The following is a 20,776-nucleotide window of genomic DNA, read 5'->3' as shown; positions in this document are numbered from 1 at the left end:
GCGTGGTCACCGCTCGTGGGAGGAGGACCGCGCGATGGCCCAGGACGACGCAGCCGACGTCGAACAGCTCACCGTGTGGCGGAACCTGATCGACGCCTTGGGGCAGTTGAGTTCCGCCTGGGACAGCGCTTCGGAAGTGGAGAGCACGGACGTCGGCTACCTGCCGGACGAGCTGGTGACCGCCTTGGCCCATGCCGGTGCCCGCGGGGCGGAGGCACTCACCGGGGTAGCACGGGTTCTCGCTGACCGAACGGGGAACGAGGAGTTCACCTTCGTCGCCGAGGCGCAGCAGAGCGCACAACGGCAGTGGGACGAGGCTCACCGGGTCGTCTCGCGGGCGTCAACCGAGCCAGAGGCGGGGGAGAACCGGGAGTGATCCGGCTCCTTTCCCGAACCGCGACATCTCACGACGTGGTGATTTCCCGCAGATCGTCTTTCCGGGGGAAATGAATCCTGCGCTTTTGGACCGCGTCTGTGCTGGACGGCAGGATGCAGCACGGGTCGCGGTTCGGAGAGGAGCGCAGATGTCGGTTCGAGAGGATGCGCGGGATCTGGCGGAAGACCTGGTCCGCCTGCGGCGCGCGTTGCACGCCGAGCCCGAGATCGGCCTGGACCTGCCGCGAACCCAGGAGAAGGCGCTCGCCGCACTGGACGGCCTCCCGCTGGAACTCTCCACCGGCGTCGGGCTGACGTCGGTCACCGGGGTGCTCCGCGGATCGCGTCCCGGCCCGGTGGTGTTGCTGCGCGGCGACATGGACGCGCTGCCGCTCTCGGAGAGCGTGGGGTCGGACTACCGCTCGCGCGTCGACGGGCGCATGCACGCCTGCGGTCACGACCTGCACACGGCGATGCTGGTCGGCGCGGCGCATCTGCTGTCCGAGCGAAGGGACTCGCTGGCGGGTTCGGTGATCTTCATGTTCCAGCCGGGGGAGGAGGGCTACGACGGCGCCGGGCACATGCTCGGCGAAGGCACTTTGGAGGCCGCCGGCACGCGGCCGGTCGCCGCCTACGCGCTGCACGTGACCTCGGCAGGCCTGCCCCGAGGTGTGTTCACCACGCGCCGCGGCCCGGCGCTCGCCGCTGCCGACACCCTGACCGTCACGGTGCGGGGAGCCGGTGGACACGGTTCCGCACCGCACCTCGCCAAGGACCCGATCCCCGCGGCGTGCGAGATGGTGACCGCGCTCCAGACGTTCGTGACGCGCTCCTTCGACCCGTTCGACAGCGTGGTGCTGACCGTCGGTTCCTTCCACGCGGGGACGCAGAACAACATCATCCCGCCCGAGGCCCGTTTCGAGGCGACCGTCCGATCGTTCTCGCCCGCCGCGCACGCGCGGGTCAAGGACGGGGCGGTGCGGGTGTGCCGGGGCATCGCCGGGGCGCACGGCCTGGAGGCCGACGTCGACTTCACCGAGCAGTACCCGGTGACCGTCAACGACCGCCGCGAGGCGGAGTTCGCCGCCGACGCGGTCGCCGAGGTGCACGGCGAGGAACGGTTCGCCTGGGCCGAACAGCCGATGACCGCGTCCGAGGACTTCTCCCGGGTCCTGGACGAGGTGCCGGGCGCGATGGTCCTGCTGGGCGCCTGTCCGGCAGACCGCGATCCCGGACGCGCTCCCTTCAACCACTCGCCGCTGGCGGAGTTCGACGACGCGGTTCTCGGCGACGGCGCCGCCCTGTACGCCGAACTCGCGCTGCGGCGGATCGCTGCTGAGAACTCTGCCGCCTGACCAGCACCGGCCGACGCGGAGGTACCGATGCCGAGCGCAGCTGAATTCACCGAGGCCCCGGACTCCGCGGCCGAACGCACCCGGCGCTGGCGTCCCGCTGTCGGCACTGGGATCGGCAACGCGCTGGAGTGGTACGACTGGAACATCTACGCGGTGTTCACGCCGTTCTTCGCACCGCAGTTCTTCCCATCGGCGGACCCGGCTTCAGCGCTGATGGCGACCCTGGCGATCTTCGCCGTCGGGTTCCTCATGCGGCCGCTGGGCGGACTGCTGTTCGGCTGGCTCGGTGACCGCAGGGGCCGGCGCAGCGCGATGATCACCTCGGTCGCGCTGGCTTCCGCGGGCAGCCTGGTCATCGGGCTGGCGCCGACCTACGCCGCCATCGGTGTCGGGGCGTCGCTGCTGTTGCTGGTGACCCGGATGGCGCAGGGCCTGGCGCACGGCGGTGAACTGCCCGCGGCGCAGACCTACGTGTCCGAGATGGCTCCGCACGGGCGGCGGGGGCGCTGGTCGAGCCTGATCTACGTGTCCGGGACCTGCGGAATCGTCGCCGGCGAGGTGCTGGGAGCGGTCCTGGCCGGCGTGCTGTCCGCGGACCAGCTGGCGTCCTGGGGCTGGCGGGTCCCGTTCGTCGTGGGCGGGGTGATCGGTTTGTACGCGCTCGTGATGCGGATGCGCATGGCCGAGACCGAGGTGTTCGCGCGGCAGCGCGTCGCTCAGGACAGGCCGTCCCTCTGGCGCGACTTCTGGCACCACCGGACCGCCTGCCTGCGGGTCGTCGGCATCACGCTCGGCGGCACCGTCGTCTACTACACGTGGGTGGTCTCCGCCCCGGCTCGCGCGATCGCCGTCAACGGTTTCGACGCGGAGGCCACGCTGTGGGTGAGCGTGCTCGCGAACCTCGTGTTCATCGCCGTGCTGCCCGCGTTCGGCATCCTCTCCGACCGGCTCGGGCGCAGGCCGGTCATGCTGGCGGCCTACGCCGGTCTCCTGGTGCTGACGCTGCCGCTGAACTGGCTGATCCAGGACCACGTCTGGCAGCTCGGCCTCGCGATGACGATCGGGATGCTGTTCGTCGCGGCCAGCGCGTCGATCCTGCCCACGGTGTGCGCCGAGATGTTCCCGGCGAGGGTGCGCACGATCGGGGTCGCGCTTCCGTACGCCCTCGCGGTGGCGGCCTGCGGCGGCAGCGCCCCGTACCTGCAGACGTGGTTGTCGGACAACGGCATGGGCAACGTCTTCCTCTTCTACACCATGGCGTTGCTTCTCGTCGCGATCGTGGTCACCTGCCGGATGCCCGAGACCAGGGACGTCGAGCTGACCTGAGGCGGATGTCCACTGAGGTCTGTTCCGCGGCGTCGGCTCGACGACCTGCCCGTTGTGTAGCCGGCGTTACCGACTGGCGCCGACCGGGGAGGTGACGCTGGCAGCTGTCAGGAGAGCTGCGGGCCGATGGGAGGGGTTGCCATGTCCACTGCTGCTCATCCGGCGCACCATCCCGTGCAGCTGGTGGTGTCCCGGGGGCTTCATGGGGCGGTCGCCGGTATCGGCGGCGGAATCGCGTTCGGCGTTGTCATGGCGATGGCGGGAATGCTGCCCATGGTCGCCATGCTCGTCGGCAGCGACAGCGATGGTGTCGGGGTCGTGGTGCACCTCGCGATCTCCGCCGTGCTCGGCGCGGGGCTCGGACTGGTCGCGCCGTTCACCCGGTTCCTGCCTCTGCTCGGGGCGGGTGCTGTCTGGGGCGTGATCTGGTGGGTTCTCGGTGGTCTGCTGCTGATGCCCGCCGGGTTGGGCATGCCGGTGTTTCAGATGGGGCAGACGGCGCTGACGAGTCTGGTGGGGCACCTGCTCTACGGCATCGTCGCGGCTGCTGTGCTCTACGGACTCCGTCGGCGGGCGGGACACTTGTGATCGGTTTGGACAACTGCGGGGCCGAGGGGGATGGTGGCTGGAGCGGCCATCACCGGAGGTCCCGGTGCCCGACGACTTCTACTGCCTGTCCGAGGTCGGCCTCTTCCGCGACCTGTCCCGGCGGGAGATGGCCGACCTGGGGGCGCGCGCCCCGCTGCGCGATGTGGCGGCGGGGGAGGTCGTCCACAGCCCGCAGCGCCCGTCGGAGGCGCTGTTCATCATCAAGCGGGGCCGGATCCGGCTGTACCAGCTCGGTCCCGAGGGCCGGTCGGTCACGACTGCCGTGCTCGGTCCGGGAGCCGTCTTCGGGGAGGTTCCGCTGCTCGGGCTGCGGATGGGTGCGAACTGGGCCGAAACCCTCGAACCGTCCCGCCTGTGCGTGATGAGCCCGCATGACGTGCGGCAGTTGCTGCTCGCGGATTCCCGCATCGCCGCCCGGATCGCCGAGCACCTGGCCGAGCGCATCGCCGAGCTCGAACACCGGCTGACCGACCTCGCCTGCAAGGCGCTGCCCGAACGCCTCGCGGGGACACTGTGGACACTCAGCAGGAGCGCCGTCCCCGGCTCGGCTCCGGAAGCCGTCCGGCTCACCCACCAGCAACTGGCGGGTCTGGTCAACGCCACCCGCGAACGCACCACGACCGCCCTCGGAGAACTGGCCGACCGCGGGCTCGTCCGCCTGCACCGCGGGAGGATCACCATCACCGACCGGGACCGCTTGCTCGCCTACGCCGGCAGCCGAGGCCAGCTCCCGCACCGGGAGTGATGGAACGGATCGGGCCCATTACGCGGACATCTTCTTCCCTGCGGATGTCGGCGGAGACCTCGTCGACGTGACGCGCTTGCTCGCCGTCCTGCCCATCGCCAGCTAGGGTTGGCGGGGTGAAGCCTGTGACTGCCATCGTCTCTTTGCCCGTTGCGGATCCGGAACGGTCGCTGCGGTTCTACCGGGACGGGCTGGGGCTGCCCACGCCCGGAATCGATGAGGGAATCATCGTGTTCGAGCTGCCGAACCTGTCGCTGTTCCTCATCGAGTACGGCGAGTACGAGAAGTACACGAGCCGTGCCGGTGTTGCTCCTGGCGCTCCCGTGGCTGGCGCCTGCGTGATCTCGTGCGCCATCGGCAGCAAGGAAGAGCTCGACGGCATCCTTGGTCAAGCGGCAGCGGCGGGTGGATCCGTACCCCGGCCGGCCGGCGAGTATGACGGGTCGTACATGGGGTACTTCAGCGACCCGGACGGACACCTCTGGGAACTCGTCGTCAACGCCCGGACCGAAGCCGCCGCGTCGCAGTAGCGCACCGATGAGATCGCAGGCCCATCGGTGATTCAGGGTTTCGCGGCCGCCTTCTCCAGACCGGGACGCAGCTTGTCCAGCGCCCACGGGATGCCGAGTGCGGACGGGTACCGCAGCTGGCTGATGAGCTGCCGGTCGGCGACCACATAGGACCCGCTGGTCATGGCGGGCGTGTTCCGCACCAGCGGGTTGGTTTCGAAGGCGTGCTGGGCTTGCGGGGTGGCGAACGCGATCACGAGGAGGTCGGCGTCGAGCTTGTCGAGCTGTTCGGCTCCGAGGACGCCGGTCGGGCTGCCGCTGACCTGTTCGGTGCCGGCGAGCGCGGGGGAGAGCGTCAGCCCCAGCCGTTCGATCTGCCTGACCGCGAAGTCTTCCCGGGAGACCAGCGTGAAGACCTGGCCCGGCGCGTTGCCCATCGACACCGAGAACGTCTTGCCCGCCAAGCCCGGAAGCCCGTTGCGGACGTCGGTGATCGTCTTCTCGGTCTCGGCGACCAGACGTTCGGCCTCTGCGGGTTTGCCCAGGGCGCTGCCGACCACCTGCACGTGCTGCTGCCAGGTCTGCTTGCCCCACTCGTGCTCGTAGCCGATGGTCGGGGCGATCTTGGACAGGGTGGCGTAGTCCTGGTCGAGGCCGAAGTAGCCGGTGGCCAGGATCAGGTCCGGCCGGGACCTGACGACCTGCTCCATGTCGACGCCGTTGGCGGCGTTGATCACCTGCGTCCTGGCCGGGTCCAGCCGGTCCGCCAGCCACGGGTAGCGACCGTCGGGTGTGGACTGGTCGGTGGTGAAGAAGGCGACCGGGGTGACGCCGAGCGCCAGCACGGCATCGAGGTCATCGGTCGAAGTCCCGATCACCACGACCCGTTGGGGTGCCTGGGGGATCGCCGTGGTGCCGAACTTGTGCTTGACGTTGACCGGGAATCCGGCCTGGGGCTGAGCGCCCGCGTTCGCCGGGGGCTCCGGCGGCCGACCGCAAGCGGCGGTTCCGATGCCGACCACGCCGATCAGCAGGGCGGCCACCGTCGTGCGGATCCAGCGGTCGCGCCTGCGACGCGAGGTGCGGTCGGCCTGGCGCGGACGGAGTGGTCGACGTCCGGCCGGTTGCAGCATGAGATGTCCTTCCTTCAGCCCGGTCGAGCGCGGCTAAGTAAAGCAAGGCTTACCTATCTTGGCAAGGTCGGCTTCGTCTCCGCCGCCCGATGCGGGCCGTCGTCCTTCAGGTCGCAGGTCAGGTACGCGCCGTAACCGCCCTTACGGTCGCTGCTGATTTGAATTCCCTGTCGAGATCGATACCGCAGTTCTAAAGAATGCAGAAGGCGCCAACTGCTGACCACTGATTGGGCAGGTTCCCCGAAAGTCGGGGGACGCCCGTTGGAGGCGTCCAGCGCGCGGAACCGGCCGTTGGTGGCAATGGTGGGGAATATGCGCAATCAGAACAGGGTGGTCGTGCTGGCGGCGTTGATCGGCGCGGGGTTCGCGTCGACTGGCCCTGCCGCGAGCTCGGACGCCTTCGAGCATGGTCCTTGGATGTTCCAGGGTGTGGGTGCTGATGCGTGCCGAGAAGGCAACTACTGCATCTACCCCAAGGTCCGGTTCAACGAAGCTCCACAGGATTCGCCTGCGCAGTACTCGGTTTGGCTCAACGACCGGCCGTGGAAGCACTTCTTCTACTTCGGGACGGACGATCCGGAGCAGAACGGTACCGAACTGTTCGGCGACAACAATCCCACGAACAGGGTTCGTTCTGTTGTGAACCGGACGGATAACACTCTCCACTTCATGGAGTGGGACTACGGCCCCGGTGATCCATGTGTTGTTGTTCCGCGGAGGAGCATGGTCAGGGATGTGGCTCAAGCGGCCAAGTCGGTCGGGCTGGAGACCAACAATGGAAGCTATGGCTCCGTTGCCTTCTCCGATCGCGGCATGACGTGCACCGTGATCCCGAGTGACCCGCTTGGTCGGTGAATCAAGTTCCCGGTGGTTCGGCTGACCAACTTCCGCATCGCGAATCCCGTCTGCCTGCTGTTCGCAGCCGTGACGCTGTTCTGCGGCCTTCCGCTCTGAGCTCGCACCAGTGCCTCGGCTTTCACCGAGGCACTGACGCCGCACCGACCTACGAAGCGGAGTCGCCCCGCGCGATGTCGCCGGGCTCCAGAGCGAGGGGTAGCTGACCGCCGTCGATCGCGGACATCCGCTCAGCCTGGTCGATTGCCGCACGGGCCGGACACCGCGAAGCCGGTGACAGCGCTCGGCTGAACGGCGGTCGGCAACGTCGCTCGGTAGACCGCTGGGGGCTCTCGTCGATGTTCGGTCGGTAGCAGCCGCCCCGACGCCGCCCCGCCTTCGGCGGGCACGGCTGCGGCGGACCACCGAAACTGAGCCGATGGAGGTTCTCACCCGGAAGCACGTTCGGGTGACCGGCATCGTGCAGGGCGTCGGTTTCCGGCCGTTCGTCTTCTCGCTGGCAACCGGGCTGGGGTTGGCCGGGCGCGTCGGGAACGACGCGCGGGGCGTGTTCATCGAAGTCGAGGGCGCCGCGTCGAAAGTCGACCGGTTCCTCCACGGGCTCCGGGAGCACGCCCCACCGCTGGCGGCCGTGACCGGCGTCGTCGTCGCGGACGCTCCCACGACAGCGGAAGCGGGATTCCGGATCGTCGACAGCGAGGCGGCCGGGCCGTGCGCGACGTTCGTCTCGGCCGACAGCGCGACGTGCGCTGAATGCCTGGACGAGGTCGGTGATCCGCGCGATCGCAGGTTCGGATACCCGTTCACCAACTGCACCAACTGCGGACCGCGGTTCACCATCGTCGAGGACGTCCCCTACGACCGGCCGAACACGACGATGTCCGGGTTCGCCCTGTGCACCCGATGCGCAACCGAGTACCGCGATCCGGGGAACCGCCGCTTCCACGCGCAGCCCGTGTGCTGCCCCGACTGCGGTCCGCAGCTGCGGTTGACCGACAGCAAAGGGGACCCACGTCCTGGAGACGCCCTCGACGAAGCAGCGGCGGTCCTGGCTCGCGGCGGAGTACTGGCGGTGAAGGGGCTGGGAGGGTTCCACCTGGCCGTGGACGCCACCGATGAGAACGCGGCTGCCGCGCTGCGGGAGCGCAAGCACCGCGACGGCAAGCCCTTCGCTGTCATGGCAGGGTCGCTCGACCAGGTTCGCGCGCTGTGCGCGGTGAACGACGCCGAGCTGGCCGCGCTCACTTCGCGGCGTCGCCCCATCGTCGTGCTTGACCGGCTGCCGGGCGCGCGGGTCGCACCCAGCGTCGCCCCGGGAAATCGCCGGCTGGGCGTCATGCTTGCCTACACCCCGCTGCATCACCTGCTCCTCGGCCGCTTTCCCCGGCCGGTCGTGCTCACCAGTGGCAACGTTTCCGACGAGCCGATCGCGTACCGGGACGACGACGCGCGGCACCGGCTGGGCTCGATCGCCGACGCCTTCCTGACCCACGACCGCCCCATCCACACCCGCACCGACGACTCCGTCGTGCGCGTCGTCGAAGGCCGCGAGATGGCGATCCGCCGTTCCCGCGGCTACGCGCCGGAGCCGGTGACCGTGCCGTGGCGGTTTCCAAGCCAGGTGCTGGCCTGCGGTGCGGAGCTGAAGAACACCTTCGCCGTGGCGAAGAACGAGGACGTGTTCGTCTCGCACCACATCGGGGACCTGAAGAACCTCGAGACGCTTCGGTCGTTCACCACCGGGATCGCGCACTTCCGCCGGCTGTTCGACATCGAGCCGGAAGTCGTCGCCCACGACCTCCACCCCGAGTACCTGTCCACGAAGTACGCCGCGGACCTCGACGACGTGGAGCTGGTCGGGGTCCAGCACCACCACGCGCACATCGCTTCCTGCCTGGCCGACAACGGCGAACCCGGACCGGTCCTCGGGGTGGCGTTCGACGGGACCGGGTACGGCGATGACGGGACGATCTGGGGCGGGGAGTTCCTCGCCGCCGACCTGACCGGTTTCCGGCGGCTCGCGCACCTGGAGCCGGTTCCGCTCCCTGGCGGCGCGACCGCGATCAGGCAGCCGTGGCGGACGGCGGTCGCCTACCTCGACGAGTACGGGCCGCCGCCCGCGGACCTCGACGTGCTGCGGCGGAATCCGGACTGGACCGCGGTTTCCGCCCTGCTGCGGCGGAACGGTCATTCGCCGCTTACTTCCAGCGCGGGGCGCCTGTTCGACGCGGTGGCATCGGTTCTCGGGGTGCGGGATGCGATCGACTACGAAGGCCAGGCCGCGATCGAGCTCGAACAGATCGCCGACACCGGCGAGCCAGGCGGGTACCCGGTGTCGATCGGCACGGGGCCGGTGCTGCACGTGCGCGGTGCCGACCTGGTGCGCTCGGTCGTGGACGACCTGCGCGCCGGGACGCCGGTGCCGGTGATCGCCGCGAGATTCCACAACGGACTGGCAGTGGCCGTCGCCGAGGTCTGCGTTCGGCTGCGGGAATCCACGGGAATCGGCGTTGTGGCGCTGTCCGGTGGCGTCTTCCAGAACGTGCTGTTGCTGCAACGGCTCACGCCGATGCTCGAACGCCGCGGCTTCCGCACGCTGCTGCACTCGCAGGTGCCCGCCAACGACGGCGGGATCAGCCTCGGGCAGGCGGCCGTCGCCGGAGCGCTGTGCCGGGCGCGCCGCTAGGGCGTGTCTGGCGATTGATCTTGTGGTGTGTCGTGGTGAGTTTGACTGATCGGGCGTGGCGCACCGGCACGCCGCCGGTGCCCGAGAAAGGGGGGCTTCGGCCACCGAGTCAGCCGCCCGGCAACGGTTGGGCCGCTCCAGAGGAGGGCTGAGCACCAAGATCCCATTTGGCCTGCGACGAACGGGGCAGACCGCTCTCGGTCGTGCTCACTGCGGGGCAATCAGGTGACGCGCCGCGGATCACCACCACGATCCCGCAAGCCGCCGACCGTGTCCGCAACCGGCTGACCAAAGCCCACCGGGACGGCAGGCCACCGGCGTTCGACCGAGATGCGTATCGCGGGCGCAACATGGTCGAACGATGCATCAACATCCGACTCACCACCGAACAACCAGACACGCACTAGGCGGGCAGCTGCTTGCCAAGCCAGTCGTACCAGTCACCGAGTCCTTCCCCGGTCCGGACCGAAACGGGCAGAACGCACGTGCCGGGATTGGCCGTCAGCGCGGCGTCGGTGAACCGCGCCGGGTCGAACTCGACGTGCGGGAGCAGGTCGGTCTTGTTCAGCAGCACCAGATCCGCCGACCGGAACATGTGCGGGTACTTCAGCGGTTTGTCCTCGCCCTCGGTCACCGAGGCGAGGACCACGCGGGCGTGCTCGCCGAGGTCGAACAGCGCGGGGCAGACCAGGTTCCCGACGTTCTCGACGAAGACCACCGAGCGCTCCTCCGGCCGGAGCTCGCCGAGCGCGCGTGCCACCATCCCCGCGTCCAGATGACACCCCGTGCCCGTGTTGATCTGCACGACCGGACATCCGCTGTCCCGCAACCGGGCCGCGTCGAGACCGGTCTCCTGGTCGCCCTCGACAGCGGCGAGCGGAGCGCCCGCGAACTCCCGCGCCGTGCGCGCCAGCAGGGTCGTCTTCCCCGATCCCGGCGAGCTCATCAGGTTGACCAGGCCGATGCCCCTGGCCCGCGCCCACTCCCGGTTCTCGGCGGCCAGCCCGTCGTTTTTGGCCAGCACCTCCTGTTCGAGGACAAGCGTCCGCGACCCCTGCTCGTCGCACCCGCACGTACCGCACATCTATCCCACCTCCACGGCTTTGACCCGCAGTTGTCCGCCTTCCGAGATCGCGATGTCGACGCTGCCGCACCGGCAGCGCGCGATCAGCTCGTCCATGTCGATCCGCGCTCCGCACGAACGGCATTCGCCGCGACCGGCCGGTTCGGCGATGTCCAGGCGGGCTCCGGACAGCCGGGTGCCGTCGGCCACCAGGTCGAAGCAGAAGCGCACCGCGTCGGGGACCACGCCGGAGAGCCGCCCGATCTCCAGGTGGACGCACCGGATGACCGGATCGTCGACCGCGTCGAGCACGGCGTCGACGATGCTCTGGGTGATCCCGAGCTCGTGCACGGCTAGCAGATCCGCGGCAGCGGATCGCCCACGAGGAGGTCGACGATCCTGGTGCCGCCGAAGGCGGTGTTCAACAGCACCAGCCCCGGCGGGTCGTCGCCGACGCGTCCGATGAGCGCTGCCTGTTCCCCCTGCGGGTGCGCCCGCATCGCCGCCAACGCGGCCTCCGCCCGCTCACCCGGGACGACCACGACGATCCGCCCTTCGCAAGCCACGTAAAGCGGATCGATCCCCAGCAGCTCCGAGGCGCCCCGGACTTCGGTGCGCACGGGAACCGATTCCTCGTCCACGAAGACCGCCACCTTCGCGGCTCGGGCGATCTCGTTGAGGATCGTCGCAACGCCCCCGCGCGTGGCGTCGCGCAGCGCTCTGACCTCGGGCACCGCCGCGAGGAGATCCGCGACCAGTTCGTGCACCGGTGCGGTGTCGGAAACCACGTCGGCGTCGATGTCGAGTTCTCCGCGGGCGAGCATCACGGTGATGCCGTGGTCACCGATCGGGCCCGAGACGAGCACCGCGTCACCTGGCCGTACCCCGGCCACGCCGAGCCCGTGGCTTCGGACCACGCCGATGCCCGTGGTGTTGATGTAGCAGCCGTCGGCCTTGCCTTTCTCGACGACCTTGGTGTCCCCGGTGGCGATCTGGACCCCCGCCGCGCGGGCGGCGTTGGCCATCGACTCCACGATGCGGGTCAGCTCCGCCAGCGGAAATCCCTCCTCGATCAGGAAACCCGCGGACAGGTAGCGCGGCGTCGCCCCGGTCACGGCGAGGTCGTTGACCGTCCCGTTGACCGCGAGGTCGCCGATGTCGCCACCGGGGAAGAACAGCGGGGACACCACGTACGAGTCGGTGGTGAACGCCAGCCGGTGCCCTTCGAGCGGCAGTTCCGCGCCGTCCTCCAGCGGTTCCAGCAGCTCGTTGCGGAACGCTTCCAGGAACACGGCCTCGACCAGGGTTTGCGTGGCCTTGCCGCCCGAACCGTGCGCGAGGGTGATCCGCTCCGCCTTCACCTTGGGCTTGCGGCGGCGTGCCTTCTCGATGCGGTCGAGCACTTGCTGCTCGCGGTCGGAGCCGGCCGGTGAGTTCCGGTGCGACTCGGGTTCGATCCTCATGTCCGGCTGGCCTCCCTGACCTGTTCCCGGTTGAACCGGCCGAAGTTGTAGTACGCCGCGCACGCTCCTTCAGGGGAGACCATGCAGGTGCCGATCGGCGTCTCGGGAGTGCACGCGGTGCCGAAGACCTTGCACTCCCAGGGTTTGAGGACTCCCTTGAGCACTTCGCCGCACTGGCAGGACTTGGGATCGGCGACCCGCACGCCGGGCAGGTCGAAGCGCCGCTCGGCGTCGAACCGGCCGTAGGCGTCGCGGAGCCGCAGCGCGGAGTGCGAGATGAACCCGAGGCCCCGCCACTCGAAGTACGGGCGCAGTTCCATCGTCTTGCCGATCGCTTCCAGGGCGGTCGTGTTGCCCTCCCAGGGAACTACGCGCGTGTACTGGTTCTCCACCTCGCAGCGGCCGTCGGCCAGCTGCCGGAGCAGCAGGTAGATCGACTGCATGATGTCGAGCGGCTCGAACCCCGACACCACCACGGGCCTGCCGTAGTCGCGGGCGATGAACTCGTAGGGTCGGCAGCCGATCACCGTCGACACGTGCCCCGGCCCGAGGAACCCGTCGAGCCGCAGGTCCGGTGAGTCCAGGATGGCCTTGATCGCGGGGAGGATCGTCACGTGGTTGCCGAAGACCGAGAAGTTGTCGAGCCCTTCCTGCTCGGCCCGCAGCAGGGTCATCGCCGTCGACGGGGCGGTGGTCTCGAACCCGATCGCCATGAACACCACGTGCCGGTCCGGGTTCTGGCGGGCGAGCTTGAGGGAGTCCAGCGGGGAGTACACCATGCGGATGCTGGTGTCCTCGGCGTTGGAGTCGAAGAAGTTCCCGTTGCTGCCGGGAACCCGCATCATGTCGCCGAACGAGGTCATCAGCACGCCTGGTTGCCTGGCGATGTGGATGGCGTCGTCGACCCGCCCCATCGGGATCACGCACACCGGACAGCCGGGACCGTGCACCAGGCGGACGTTGTCCGGCAGGTAGTCCTCGATGCCGTGCTTGTAGATGGTGTGGGTGTGCCCGCCGCAGACCTCCATGAACTTGTACTCGCGGCCCGGCTCGCACAGCGCGGCGATCTCGGCCGCCAGCATCCGCGCCTTGTCCGCGTCCCGGTACTCGTCGACGTATCGCATTCCGCCCCCGGTCACTCGATGCGCGAGTCGTGCAGCGCGTCGATCTCGTCGGTGTAGTTCTGCCCGAGCCCTTCGAGGAATTCGAGCACCGCCCGGGCCTCGTGCTCGTCCACGACCGACAGGGCGAAACCGACGTGGATCAGGATCCACGTGCCCGGTTCCGGCGGCGGGTCGAGGAGGCTGATGTTGATGTTGCGGCGCACCCCGCTGACCTCGACCTTGGCCAGCTCCGGGCGGTCCGGGAGGATTTCGAGGATCTCACCGGGAATCGCGAGGCACATCGGCCGTTCCTCCTGTTCCCAACGCCAGCAGGGTCGTCTCCCACAGCGCGTGGTAGAGGGTGGTCTGGGCTTCCTGGATCCGGTGCACCGAGGTCGACGGGACCACGAAGAGGTGGTCGATGTGCCGGGACTCGGCCATCTTCCCGCCCTCGTCACCGGCGATGCCGACCGCGAGGAGTCCGCGCCGCGCGGCTTCTTCGAAGGCCCCCAGCAGGTTCGCGGAGTTCCCGCTGGTGGACAGTCCCACCGCGACATCGCCGCCGCGGCCGAACGCCGCGATCTGGCGGGCGAACACCACGTCGAAACCCACGTCGTTGGACAACGCGGTGACCACCGCCACGTCGCTGGTCAGCCCGATCGCCGGGAGGGCGGTGGCGCCTTGCCCCGGGTGCATGAACAGGCTGGCGAGGTCCTGCGCGTCGGTGGAGCTGCCGCCGTTGCCGAAGGCGAGCAACCGGCCACCGGAGGCGAGGCGGTCGGCCATCGCCGCCGCGCACTCGACGATCTCCTCGCGGTAGCGCCGCCTGACCTCGTCCCGCAGGCGTATGATCTCGCGCGCCTTGGCCTGGGTGGATCGGCGAACCTCGTCGAGCACGGTATCGACGTCGTTGGTCTCGGCGGACAGAAACGGGTACAGCGACTCGACCGATCCCGCACCAAGCTCCACAGCGGTCACTCCTCCACGATCGCGATCGACTCACCGGCGTGGACCAGCACCGTGTCGCCCGGCACCGCGCGGACCAGCGCGACGCTGACCACTTCCGCACCGGTGTCGGTGGCCACGGTGGCGAGCCCGTCGTCCAGCAGGCTGAGCACCCGGACGGCCACGGCTTCGTCGGAGCAGGTCACGCAGGACTCCCCGGTGCATGCGCGCCCGGGTTCGGCCGCCGTCATGCGCTCCGCCCCCGCAGGGCGCCCGGATGTTCGAGGAACACGTGGACCAGCTCCCAGAGGACGTGGTAGGTGGTCACGTGGACCTCCTTGACCACCCGCGGATCCCGGGCGCGGGCGATCAGTACGTGATCGATGCCGGAGCGGGCGATGCGGTCGCCGTCCCCGCCCAGCAGTCCGATGGTCAGCAGGCCCGCGCGCTGGGCCTGCGACAGACCGCGCAGCACGTTTCCGCAGCTTCCGTCGGTGGAGATGCCCAGTGCGATGTCCTGCGGGTCGGCCAGCTGCCGGATCTGGTGGGCGAACACCTCGTCCAGCCCTTCGCCCGCGGCGACCCCGGTCACGGTCGCCACGTCCGCGGTCAGCGAGATCGCCGGAAGCGCCCGCTTGCCCACGATCACCGGGTGCACGAACTCGACGGCGACGTGCTGCGCATCGGTGCTCGGACCGCCGTTGCCGAAGACGATCAGCTTGCCCCCGGCGTGGAACCGCTCGGCCATCGCGTGGCACGCTCGCGCGACGCGCTCGGCGTCGTCGACGAAATCCAGCAACGGCGGGGTTCGCCGTTCGAAGATCTCGTCGACGGCGGCGACGGCCGACTCCTCGGACCACGGCATCGAGGTCACATCCTCACTCGCGATCGTGCGACGGACTCACGCTACGGGCGGCGCTGACCGGCAACAACTCGATCTGCCTGCGCCGCAGTCACATTCGAGTCGCTTTCAGGTACCGCGCGATCGCCGGCAGCTGCAGCACGAGCACCACCGCCGCGACCGCGACCAGCACGCCAATCACGGCGCGAACCTCGTTGCGCGAGAAGCAAATTTCGTCATCCATCTGTTTCCTCCCGCAAAGCACTGTCCACAATCGACATGATGTTCCGGACCGCCTCCCGCACCTCACCCGATTCGGCGGAATTCCCGCAGCCGATCGCGGTAACCCTGCTGCACCCGGGTGCTTCCGAGGGAAGCTCAGCCGCCCAGTGCGCGAGACCGATCGGAGGGGCCGCTCCCACCGGGTGGCCGCACAGCAGGACTCCCACGTCGAAGTCCGCCAGCGTGCGCAGCAGATCGCGTCGCCGGATTCCGAAGTCCGCGACGCGGACACCTGGCGGCAGACACCGCCCGCGCAGGATCCGGACGACTTCGCGCACGCCGCGTTCGTGCGGGGCGGAGGTATCTCCGACAGCCGCGAGGAGAACCCGCCGTCCGGCACCTTCGGAAAGCGGTTCCAGCTCCTCCGGTGCGAAGAAGAACCGATGACCGATCTGGCTCATCGGCCCGAGGTCCGCCGCGGTGTCGCCGAGCAGGGACACCACCACGTAGACGCGGCCGTCCGCACCGTGCTCGACGGCGTCCACCTCGGCTACCTTGCCCGCCAGAGCGAGATCCACGATGTCCGCGCGCCGGGACGGCCGCAGCCGAACGCGCGTCCCGGTCGCCGGAACCGCGCCGGGGATCACGGGACGTCCTGTTCGGCGGTGGTCAGCAGGGAGCCGATCGCCTCGCCCAGCGTGCCCAGCGCGTGCGAGCGCCGGTAGTCGTGCAGGCGCGCGAAAGCGCTGTCGGACATCTGGACCCAGTGCGTGTCCCCGATCGCCGCGCGCCACGAGGCGACCTCCAGGTCGAAGGCGGCTTCCCGAGACCAGTCGATCTGCGCGGTGCGCAGTCGCTCCGCCGCGTCGAGGTGGAAGACCGTGCCGCTGAACAGGAATTCCAGCGGAACCGAGCCGTCCCGCACCGCGTGCAGGTACTTCGCCACCGCGAGCTCGACGCCTTCGGTGCACACGACCGGCAACGGCACCACGACGTGGTCGGTGAACGCGCCGACGGTGGTCGTCAGCCGCGTCCAGGGCAGCGGGCGCATCGTCTGCGCCCACCGCTGCGGCAGGCCGAACAGCTCCACCAGGGCGTCCTGCTCGGCGGCCCCGTAGCGGCGGCGGGCCGGGGCGATGCGGATCGCCGTGGTGAGCACGACCGACCGGACCGGCCCGCCGCCGGTCCTGCGGAGATCGAGGTCGAAGTGCAGCGTCGGAACCGCGGCCATCCGGGCCGGTTCCGCCCCGGTGACGGTGAACTCCAGGTCCGGTGCGGTCATGCCGGTGAGAGGTTCGGCATCGACGGCAGGACGGGTTCGTGGTGCTTCGCGCCGATGCCGGTGGACCTGCGCGCGGTCGACGTCCCGTCCGCGTGATGTCCGGGCTGGCGCTGGTAGTGGCCGACGCTGTTGCCCTGCGGAACCCCGGCGACGTGGGCGGGGGCGTCGCGGGTGGTGTCCGGTTTTCCCACTCTGATCACGTTTCCTCCTCAGCTCCGCCTTCGTCCCAGGTCCGCCAGGAACCGGTCGAGCTGCCGCCAGACCTGGTCACCACCTGTGAAGCCGCGCCAGTGCGTGCGCAGCAGCGCGACCAGCCGGTAGCACTCGTCCACCGGCAGCAACCACGCGTTCGTCCCGCCGCGGAGTCTTTCCACCAGCAGGGACTCGATGTCGGTGTCCATAGCGGACAGATCCGGGTTCGCGCCGACCAGCGACTCCCAACCGGCCGGATCGACGGCGGCCCGCATGGTGCCGACGGGATTCGGGTAGAAGGCCGTGACCCGGTCGCTTTCCCCGCTGCGGACGAAGAAGGCCAGTCCGACCGGGATGCCGAACTCCGCCCAGAGGGCGTCGTCGAGCCGGAACTCCCCGAGCCGGTGCGGGCGCGACCGGATCAGCCGGTAGTGCCCACCGCCCGCTGCCTGGTGGTCGAAGAGCACGCCGCACGCGGGGCAGGCGCACAACAGCCTGCCGTCAGCGGTGTTGAGGATGTGGTGGTGCCGTTCGCCCAGGGCGTCCGCGCAGAGCTCGCAGCGGTTCCCCGGCGCGGGTGGCGACAGGGGTCTGCGGTGGGCGAGCTGCCACAACGTCGTAGCCACGGCGCTCAGCTCCTGGCCCGCGGGAACAGGTCGTCGACGGGAATCACGGCGTCCGGCTCGGCCGTGGCGTCGATCTCGACCCGGTCGAGTTCCGGGGCTGCTTCCAGCACCGCCGCCCGCACCGAGGTGTGCATCCGCGGGGACCCGCAGCCACGCGCCTCGACCCGGACTCGCGCCGCGCCGTCGCGCACGTCGAGCAACCGGATCGGCTCGTCGAAGGTCCGGCTCACCTCGGCGATCGCGCCGGTGATCCGGTCCTCCAGCGCGACCGGATGCAGGTCGTGCACGAGCAGCAGGTGCGACACCAGTTCGTCGCCGGCGAACTCCGCGGCGAGCCCGGTGTGGCCGGCCTGCTCGACGCTGCGCACCATCCGGCCCAGGCACTCCCCGTACAGTCCGACGACCGCGCGAACCGCCTCGATCGCGTGCGCCCCCGCGACCGGTTCGCTCCCCGCTCCCAGGTCGGACAGCAGGGTCTCGGCGCGCGCGATCTCCTGGCGGGCCTGCTCGGAATCCCAGCTCATGTCAGGAGCCCGCGCCGAACATCGGCGAGTGCGTGCGCTCCAGCACCCGGCCACCTCCCAGGTACATGTGGACTCCGCACGGCAGGCACGGATCGAAGCTCCGCACCGTGCGCATGATGTCGATGCCCTTGAAGTCGTCCCGCCCGTTCTCCTCGAAGATCGGTTGTCCCTGCACCGCGTCCTCGTACGGCCCGGGCGTGCCGTAGGTGTCGCGCGGGCTGGCGTTCCACGGCGTGGGCGGGTACGGGTGGTAGTTGGCGATCTTCCCGTCCCGGATCACCAGGTGGTGCGAAAGCACGCCGCGGACCGCTTCGTGGAAGCCGACTCCGATCGCCTCGTCCGGGACGTCGAAGTCCTCGAACACCTTGGTGTTGCCGGAGCGCACCTCGGCCAGCGCGCGGTCCAGGAAGTGCTGGGCCATCGCGGCGGCGTAGGCGACGAAGTACATCCGCGCCCTGTTGCGCTCCAAGGTGTTGGGGAAGCGCGGAGGGCGCCACTCCAGCCGCATGTCGGGCAGTGATCGCCCCTTGGCGAGGTCGATCTGCACGCTGTGCCCGGTGGAACGCACGTACGGCGTGTCGACGCGGCCGGCGAGCGCGGTCGCCCACAGCCTCGCGATCGGGCCGCCCCCGGTGTCGAGCGCGAGGTGGTCGCCGGTGCGCTCGTCGTACCAGCGCGGGCTCATCACCCAGCTGTACTTGCCGCCGTCGAGATCCCGCTTCTGCGGCTGGGGAATCGTGGTCTGGTTCCACGGGTGCCGCTGGTCGACCGGGTTGCCCAGCGGGTCGTGCTCGACGAACCGCTGCTCGTCGACCCAGTCCCCGTAGTAGGAGCTGCCGAGCAGGACCCGCATGCCGAGGTTGATGTCGACGAGGTCGGTGGTCAGCAGCTCGCCGTCGACCACGATCCCCGGGGTCACGTACATCGCGCGGCCCCACTCGGTCATGTTCCGGTAGTCGTAGTCGACGACGTCGGGATCCTGGAAGCACCCCCACGAGCCCAGCATGGTGCGCCTGCGGCCGACCTCCTCGTACCCGGGCAGCGCCTCGTAGAAGAAGTCGAACACGTCGTCGTTCATCGCGACCGCGCGCTTGACGAAGTCCAGCACCCGCACGAGCCGCACCTGGTAGTCGGTGAACAGCTGCGGCGTGGCGACCGTGCCGACACCACCGGGGTAGAGGGTGGAGGGGTGCACGTGCCTGCCCTCCATCAGGCAGCACATCTCCCTGGTGATGCGGGACATCTCCAGCGCGGCCTGGTAGGTCTCGCCCTCGAAGGGGTTGAACGACCGCATGATGTCGGCGATGGTGCGGTACCCGTGGACGTCCCCGCGCGAAGCCCCGGCCTGCTCGGCCCGCCGGAGCAGCGACGGGTTGGTCTCCGACACCATCTTCTCGCAGTAGTCGACGAAGACCATGTTGTCCTGGAAGATGGTGTGGTCGAACATGAACTCCGCGGCCTCGCCGAGGTTCATGATCCACTCGCCCAGCGGCGGGGTCTTGACGCCGTAGGCCATGTTCTGCGCGTAGATCGAGCACACCGCGTGGTTGTCCCCGCAGATGCCGCAGATCCGGCTTGTGATGAAGTGCGCGTCGCGCGGGTCCTTGCCCTTCATGAAAACGCTGTACCCGCGGAACAACGACGAGGTGCTCCGGCACTCGGCGACCTCGCCGTTGTCGAAGTCCACTTTGGTGTAGATGCCGAGGTTGCCGATGATCCGGGTGATCGGGTCGAACTCGACGTCGACCAGGTTCCGCTGCTCCGCGCTCATCCCGCCGCTACCCCCGCTTCGGTCATCGCGGCTGGTAGCCGCTGGTCAGTTCGGCCCGGTTGTGCCGCCATCTGGGCTCCCGGTTCGCGCTGTGGTTGGTGATGCTGCGCAGGGTCCGGACGAACGGGCCGTAGGCGCGCAGCACGCCGGACGACAGGCTGCCGCCGGGAGGCTCGTCCATGAACGGCATGAACTTGTCCGGGAACCCCGGCATGGTGCAGCCGATGCAGATCCCGCCCACGTTCGGGCAGCCGCCGAGCCCGTCCATCCAGCCGCGCTTGGTCACGTTGCAGTTGACCACCGGGCCCCAGCAGCCGATCTTCACCTGGCACTTGGGCGAGTTGTAGTCCCGCGCGAAGTCCGCCTGCTCGTAGTAGCCGGCGCGGTCGCAGCCCTCGTGCACGGTCTTGCCGAACAGCCACGTCGGACGCAGCTGCTCGTCCAGCGGGATGGTCGGCGCCAGCCCGGCGGCCTGGTGCAGCAACCACAGCAGGGTCTCCATGAAGTTGTCCGGTTGCACCGGGCAACCGGGCACGTTGACGATCGGCAGCCCACCGGCGGAGCGGAAGTCGCCGCCGAGGTAGTCGGCCAGCCCCATGCACCCCGTCGGGTTGCCCGCCATCGCGTGGATGCCGCCGTAGGTGGCGCAGGTGCCCGCCGCCAGCACGGCCCACGCCTTCGGGGCGAGCCGGTCGAGCCATTCGTTGAGGGTGCGCGGTTCACCGGTCTCCGGATCGTTGCCCATGGAGGTCCAGTAGCCGTCACCGTTGATCCGCTCGTTGGGGATCGAACCCTCCACGACGAGGATGAACGGCCCCAGCTCGCCGCGGTCGGCCTGGTGGAACGCGGCCATGAACTCCGCGCCGGTCTCGTAGGAGAGGACCTTGTTGTGCAGATGCACCTTCGGGATCCCCGGAACCGTTCCCCGCACCACGTCCTCGATGCTGGGCAACGTCGCGTTGGTCACCGACACGGTGTCGCCGTCGCAGCTCATGCCCTCCGAAGTCCAGAGGATGTGGACCTCGTCGAGGTTGGGCGATGCACTCATACGCCACCCCGGATCCTCCGGTCCTCGCCGCGCGCTCCGCTGGGTCGGCTCCCCCTGTCGGCCGACGGCGGCGGCGAGGTCACCGACACACCGTAAGGCCGTT

At 69.5% G+C, this 20,776-nt stretch carries 25 protein-coding genes; 8 read left to right on the top strand and 17 right to left on the bottom strand.

Annotated features, from left to right (window positions below):
* Positions 1-34 precede the first annotated feature (34 nt).
* The 6 genes from ABD691_RS22415 (at position 35) to ABD691_RS22390 (ending at position 4,940) form a co-directional block, all read left to right on the top strand.
* The gene (locus ABD691_RS22415) at positions 35-376 is read left to right on the top strand and encodes a hypothetical protein (RefSeq protein WP_344682779.1); all 342 of its coding nucleotides are present in this window, start codon (positions 35-37) and stop codon (positions 374-376) included.
* A 148-nt stretch (positions 377-524) separates the two neighbouring features.
* A complete protein-coding gene (locus ABD691_RS22410; RefSeq protein WP_344682778.1) occupies positions 525-1,730 on the top strand; it encodes a M20 metallopeptidase family protein in 1,206 nt (401 codons plus the stop codon).
* 27 nt (positions 1,731-1,757) lie between these two features.
* Positions 1,758-3,056 (top strand): MFS transporter, encoded by a 1,299-nt coding sequence (locus tag ABD691_RS22405; RefSeq protein WP_344682777.1) that lies wholly within the window; start codon positions 1,758-1,760, stop codon positions 3,054-3,056.
* A 141-nt stretch (positions 3,057-3,197) separates the two neighbouring features.
* The gene (locus ABD691_RS22400) at positions 3,198-3,644 is read left to right on the top strand and encodes a hypothetical protein (protein ID WP_344682776.1); all 447 of its coding nucleotides are present in this window, start codon (positions 3,198-3,200) and stop codon (positions 3,642-3,644) included.
* Between the two features lie 64 nt (positions 3,645-3,708).
* Entirely contained in the window at positions 3,709-4,410 is a 702-nt protein-coding gene (locus ABD691_RS22395) for a Crp/Fnr family transcriptional regulator (protein ID WP_344682774.1), read from the top strand.
* 125 nt (positions 4,411-4,535) lie between these two features.
* Positions 4,536-4,940 (top strand): VOC family protein, encoded by a 405-nt coding sequence (locus ABD691_RS22390; RefSeq protein WP_344682772.1) that lies wholly within the window; start codon positions 4,536-4,538, stop codon positions 4,938-4,940.
* Between the two features lie 32 nt (positions 4,941-4,972).
* On the opposite strand, the gene ABD691_RS22385 is transcribed toward ABD691_RS22390, so the two are convergent.
* Complete coding sequence (locus tag ABD691_RS22385; RefSeq protein WP_344682770.1) at positions 4,973-6,052, bottom strand: iron-siderophore ABC transporter substrate-binding protein; 1,080 nt, start codon at positions 6,050-6,052, stop codon at positions 4,973-4,975.
* Between the two features lie 312 nt (positions 6,053-6,364).
* Between ABD691_RS22385 and ABD691_RS22380 the strand changes: the two genes are divergently transcribed.
* Both ABD691_RS22380 and hypF read left to right on the top strand, forming a co-directional pair.
* Positions 6,365-6,907 (top strand): hypothetical protein, encoded by a 543-nt coding sequence (locus ABD691_RS22380; RefSeq protein WP_344682768.1) that lies wholly within the window; start codon positions 6,365-6,367, stop codon positions 6,905-6,907.
* Positions 6,908-7,325: 418 nt separating this feature from the next.
* The gene (gene hypF / locus ABD691_RS22375) at positions 7,326-9,593 is read left to right on the top strand and encodes a carbamoyltransferase HypF (RefSeq protein ID WP_344682766.1); all 2,268 of its coding nucleotides are present in this window, start codon (positions 7,326-7,328) and stop codon (positions 9,591-9,593) included.
* A 403-nt stretch (positions 9,594-9,996) separates the two neighbouring features.
* Here hypF and hypB read toward each other — a convergent pair whose 3' ends face one another.
* The 16 genes from hypB to ABD691_RS22290 form a co-directional block, all read right to left on the bottom strand.
* Entirely contained in the window at positions 9,997-10,677 is a 681-nt protein-coding gene (gene hypB / locus ABD691_RS22365; protein WP_344682764.1) for a hydrogenase nickel incorporation protein HypB, read from the bottom strand.
* Positions 10,678-11,007, bottom strand: coding sequence for a hydrogenase maturation nickel metallochaperone HypA/HybF (locus ABD691_RS22360; RefSeq protein ID WP_344682762.1), 330 nt, complete (start codon positions 11,005-11,007; stop codon positions 10,678-10,680). It abuts the gene before it with no gap.
* Positions 11,008-11,009: 2 nt separating this feature from the next.
* Positions 11,010-12,119: a hydrogenase expression/formation protein HypE gene (gene hypE / locus ABD691_RS22355; protein ID WP_344682760.1), complete on the bottom strand. Its 1,110-nt coding sequence runs from the start codon at positions 12,117-12,119 to the stop codon at positions 11,010-11,012.
* Positions 12,116-13,243 carry a hydrogenase formation protein HypD gene (hypD, locus tag ABD691_RS22350; RefSeq protein ID WP_344682758.1) on the bottom strand — a complete coding sequence of 376 codons (1,128 nt, stop codon included), beginning with the start codon at positions 13,241-13,243 and terminating at the stop codon, positions 12,116-12,118. The genes hypE and hypD overlap by 4 nt, the downstream gene beginning before the upstream one ends.
* 11 nt (positions 13,244-13,254) lie before the next feature.
* Complete coding sequence (locus ABD691_RS22345; protein WP_344682756.1) at positions 13,255-13,524, bottom strand: HypC/HybG/HupF family hydrogenase formation chaperone; 270 nt, start codon at positions 13,522-13,524, stop codon at positions 13,255-13,257.
* Positions 13,502-14,200 (bottom strand): D-sedoheptulose-7-phosphate isomerase, encoded by a 699-nt coding sequence (locus ABD691_RS22340; RefSeq protein ID WP_344682754.1) that lies wholly within the window; start codon positions 14,198-14,200, stop codon positions 13,502-13,504. The genes ABD691_RS22345 and ABD691_RS22340 overlap by 23 nt, the downstream gene beginning before the upstream one ends.
* Positions 14,197-14,373: a HypC/HybG/HupF family hydrogenase formation chaperone gene (locus ABD691_RS22335; RefSeq protein WP_425565138.1), complete on the bottom strand. Its 177-nt coding sequence runs from the start codon at positions 14,371-14,373 to the stop codon at positions 14,197-14,199. Before ABD691_RS22335 ends, ABD691_RS22340 begins: the two co-directional genes overlap by 4 nt.
* Before the next feature lie 41 nt (positions 14,374-14,414).
* Positions 14,415-15,032 carry a D-sedoheptulose-7-phosphate isomerase gene (locus tag ABD691_RS22330; protein ID WP_344682750.1) on the bottom strand — a complete coding sequence of 206 codons (618 nt, stop codon included), beginning with the start codon at positions 15,030-15,032 and terminating at the stop codon, positions 14,415-14,417.
* 88 nt (positions 15,033-15,120) lie between these two features.
* Complete coding sequence (locus ABD691_RS22325) at positions 15,121-15,252, bottom strand: hypothetical protein (protein WP_344682748.1); 132 nt, start codon at positions 15,250-15,252, stop codon at positions 15,121-15,123.
* The gene (locus tag ABD691_RS22320) at positions 15,245-15,877 is read right to left on the bottom strand and encodes a hypothetical protein (protein WP_344682747.1); all 633 of its coding nucleotides are present in this window, start codon (positions 15,875-15,877) and stop codon (positions 15,245-15,247) included. The genes ABD691_RS22325 and ABD691_RS22320 overlap by 8 nt, the downstream gene beginning before the upstream one ends.
* The gene (locus tag ABD691_RS22315) at positions 15,874-16,512 is read right to left on the bottom strand and encodes a DUF6084 family protein (RefSeq protein WP_344682745.1); all 639 of its coding nucleotides are present in this window, start codon (positions 16,510-16,512) and stop codon (positions 15,874-15,876) included. The genes ABD691_RS22320 and ABD691_RS22315 overlap by 4 nt, the downstream gene beginning before the upstream one ends.
* Positions 16,509-16,712 (bottom strand): hypothetical protein, encoded by a 204-nt coding sequence (locus tag ABD691_RS22310; RefSeq protein WP_344682744.1) that lies wholly within the window; start codon positions 16,710-16,712, stop codon positions 16,509-16,511. The genes ABD691_RS22315 and ABD691_RS22310 overlap by 4 nt, the downstream gene beginning before the upstream one ends.
* Before the next feature lie 9 nt (positions 16,713-16,721).
* Positions 16,722-17,330 carry a DUF5947 family protein gene (locus ABD691_RS22305; protein ID WP_344682742.1) on the bottom strand — a complete coding sequence of 203 codons (609 nt, stop codon included), beginning with the start codon at positions 17,328-17,330 and terminating at the stop codon, positions 16,722-16,724.
* A 5-nt stretch (positions 17,331-17,335) separates the two neighbouring features.
* Positions 17,336-17,854: a nitrogen fixation protein NifU gene (locus ABD691_RS22300; protein WP_344682740.1), complete on the bottom strand. Its 519-nt coding sequence runs from the start codon at positions 17,852-17,854 to the stop codon at positions 17,336-17,338.
* 1 nt (position 17,855) lies between these two features.
* The gene (locus ABD691_RS22295) at positions 17,856-19,625 is read right to left on the bottom strand and encodes a nickel-dependent hydrogenase large subunit (protein ID WP_344682739.1); all 1,770 of its coding nucleotides are present in this window, start codon (positions 19,623-19,625) and stop codon (positions 17,856-17,858) included.
* 22 nt (positions 19,626-19,647) lie between these two features.
* Complete coding sequence (locus ABD691_RS22290; protein WP_344682737.1) at positions 19,648-20,673, bottom strand: NADH-quinone oxidoreductase subunit B family protein; 1,026 nt, start codon at positions 20,671-20,673, stop codon at positions 19,648-19,650.
* Positions 20,674-20,776: the final 103 nt, after the last annotated feature.

Origin of the sequence: Saccharopolyspora taberi, from assembly GCF_039534165.1 — a bacterium.
Classification (GTDB): domain Bacteria; phylum Actinomycetota; class Actinomycetes; order Mycobacteriales; family Pseudonocardiaceae; genus Saccharopolyspora_D; species Saccharopolyspora_D taberi.
This window is presented reverse-complemented; position numbering and strand designations above follow the sequence as displayed.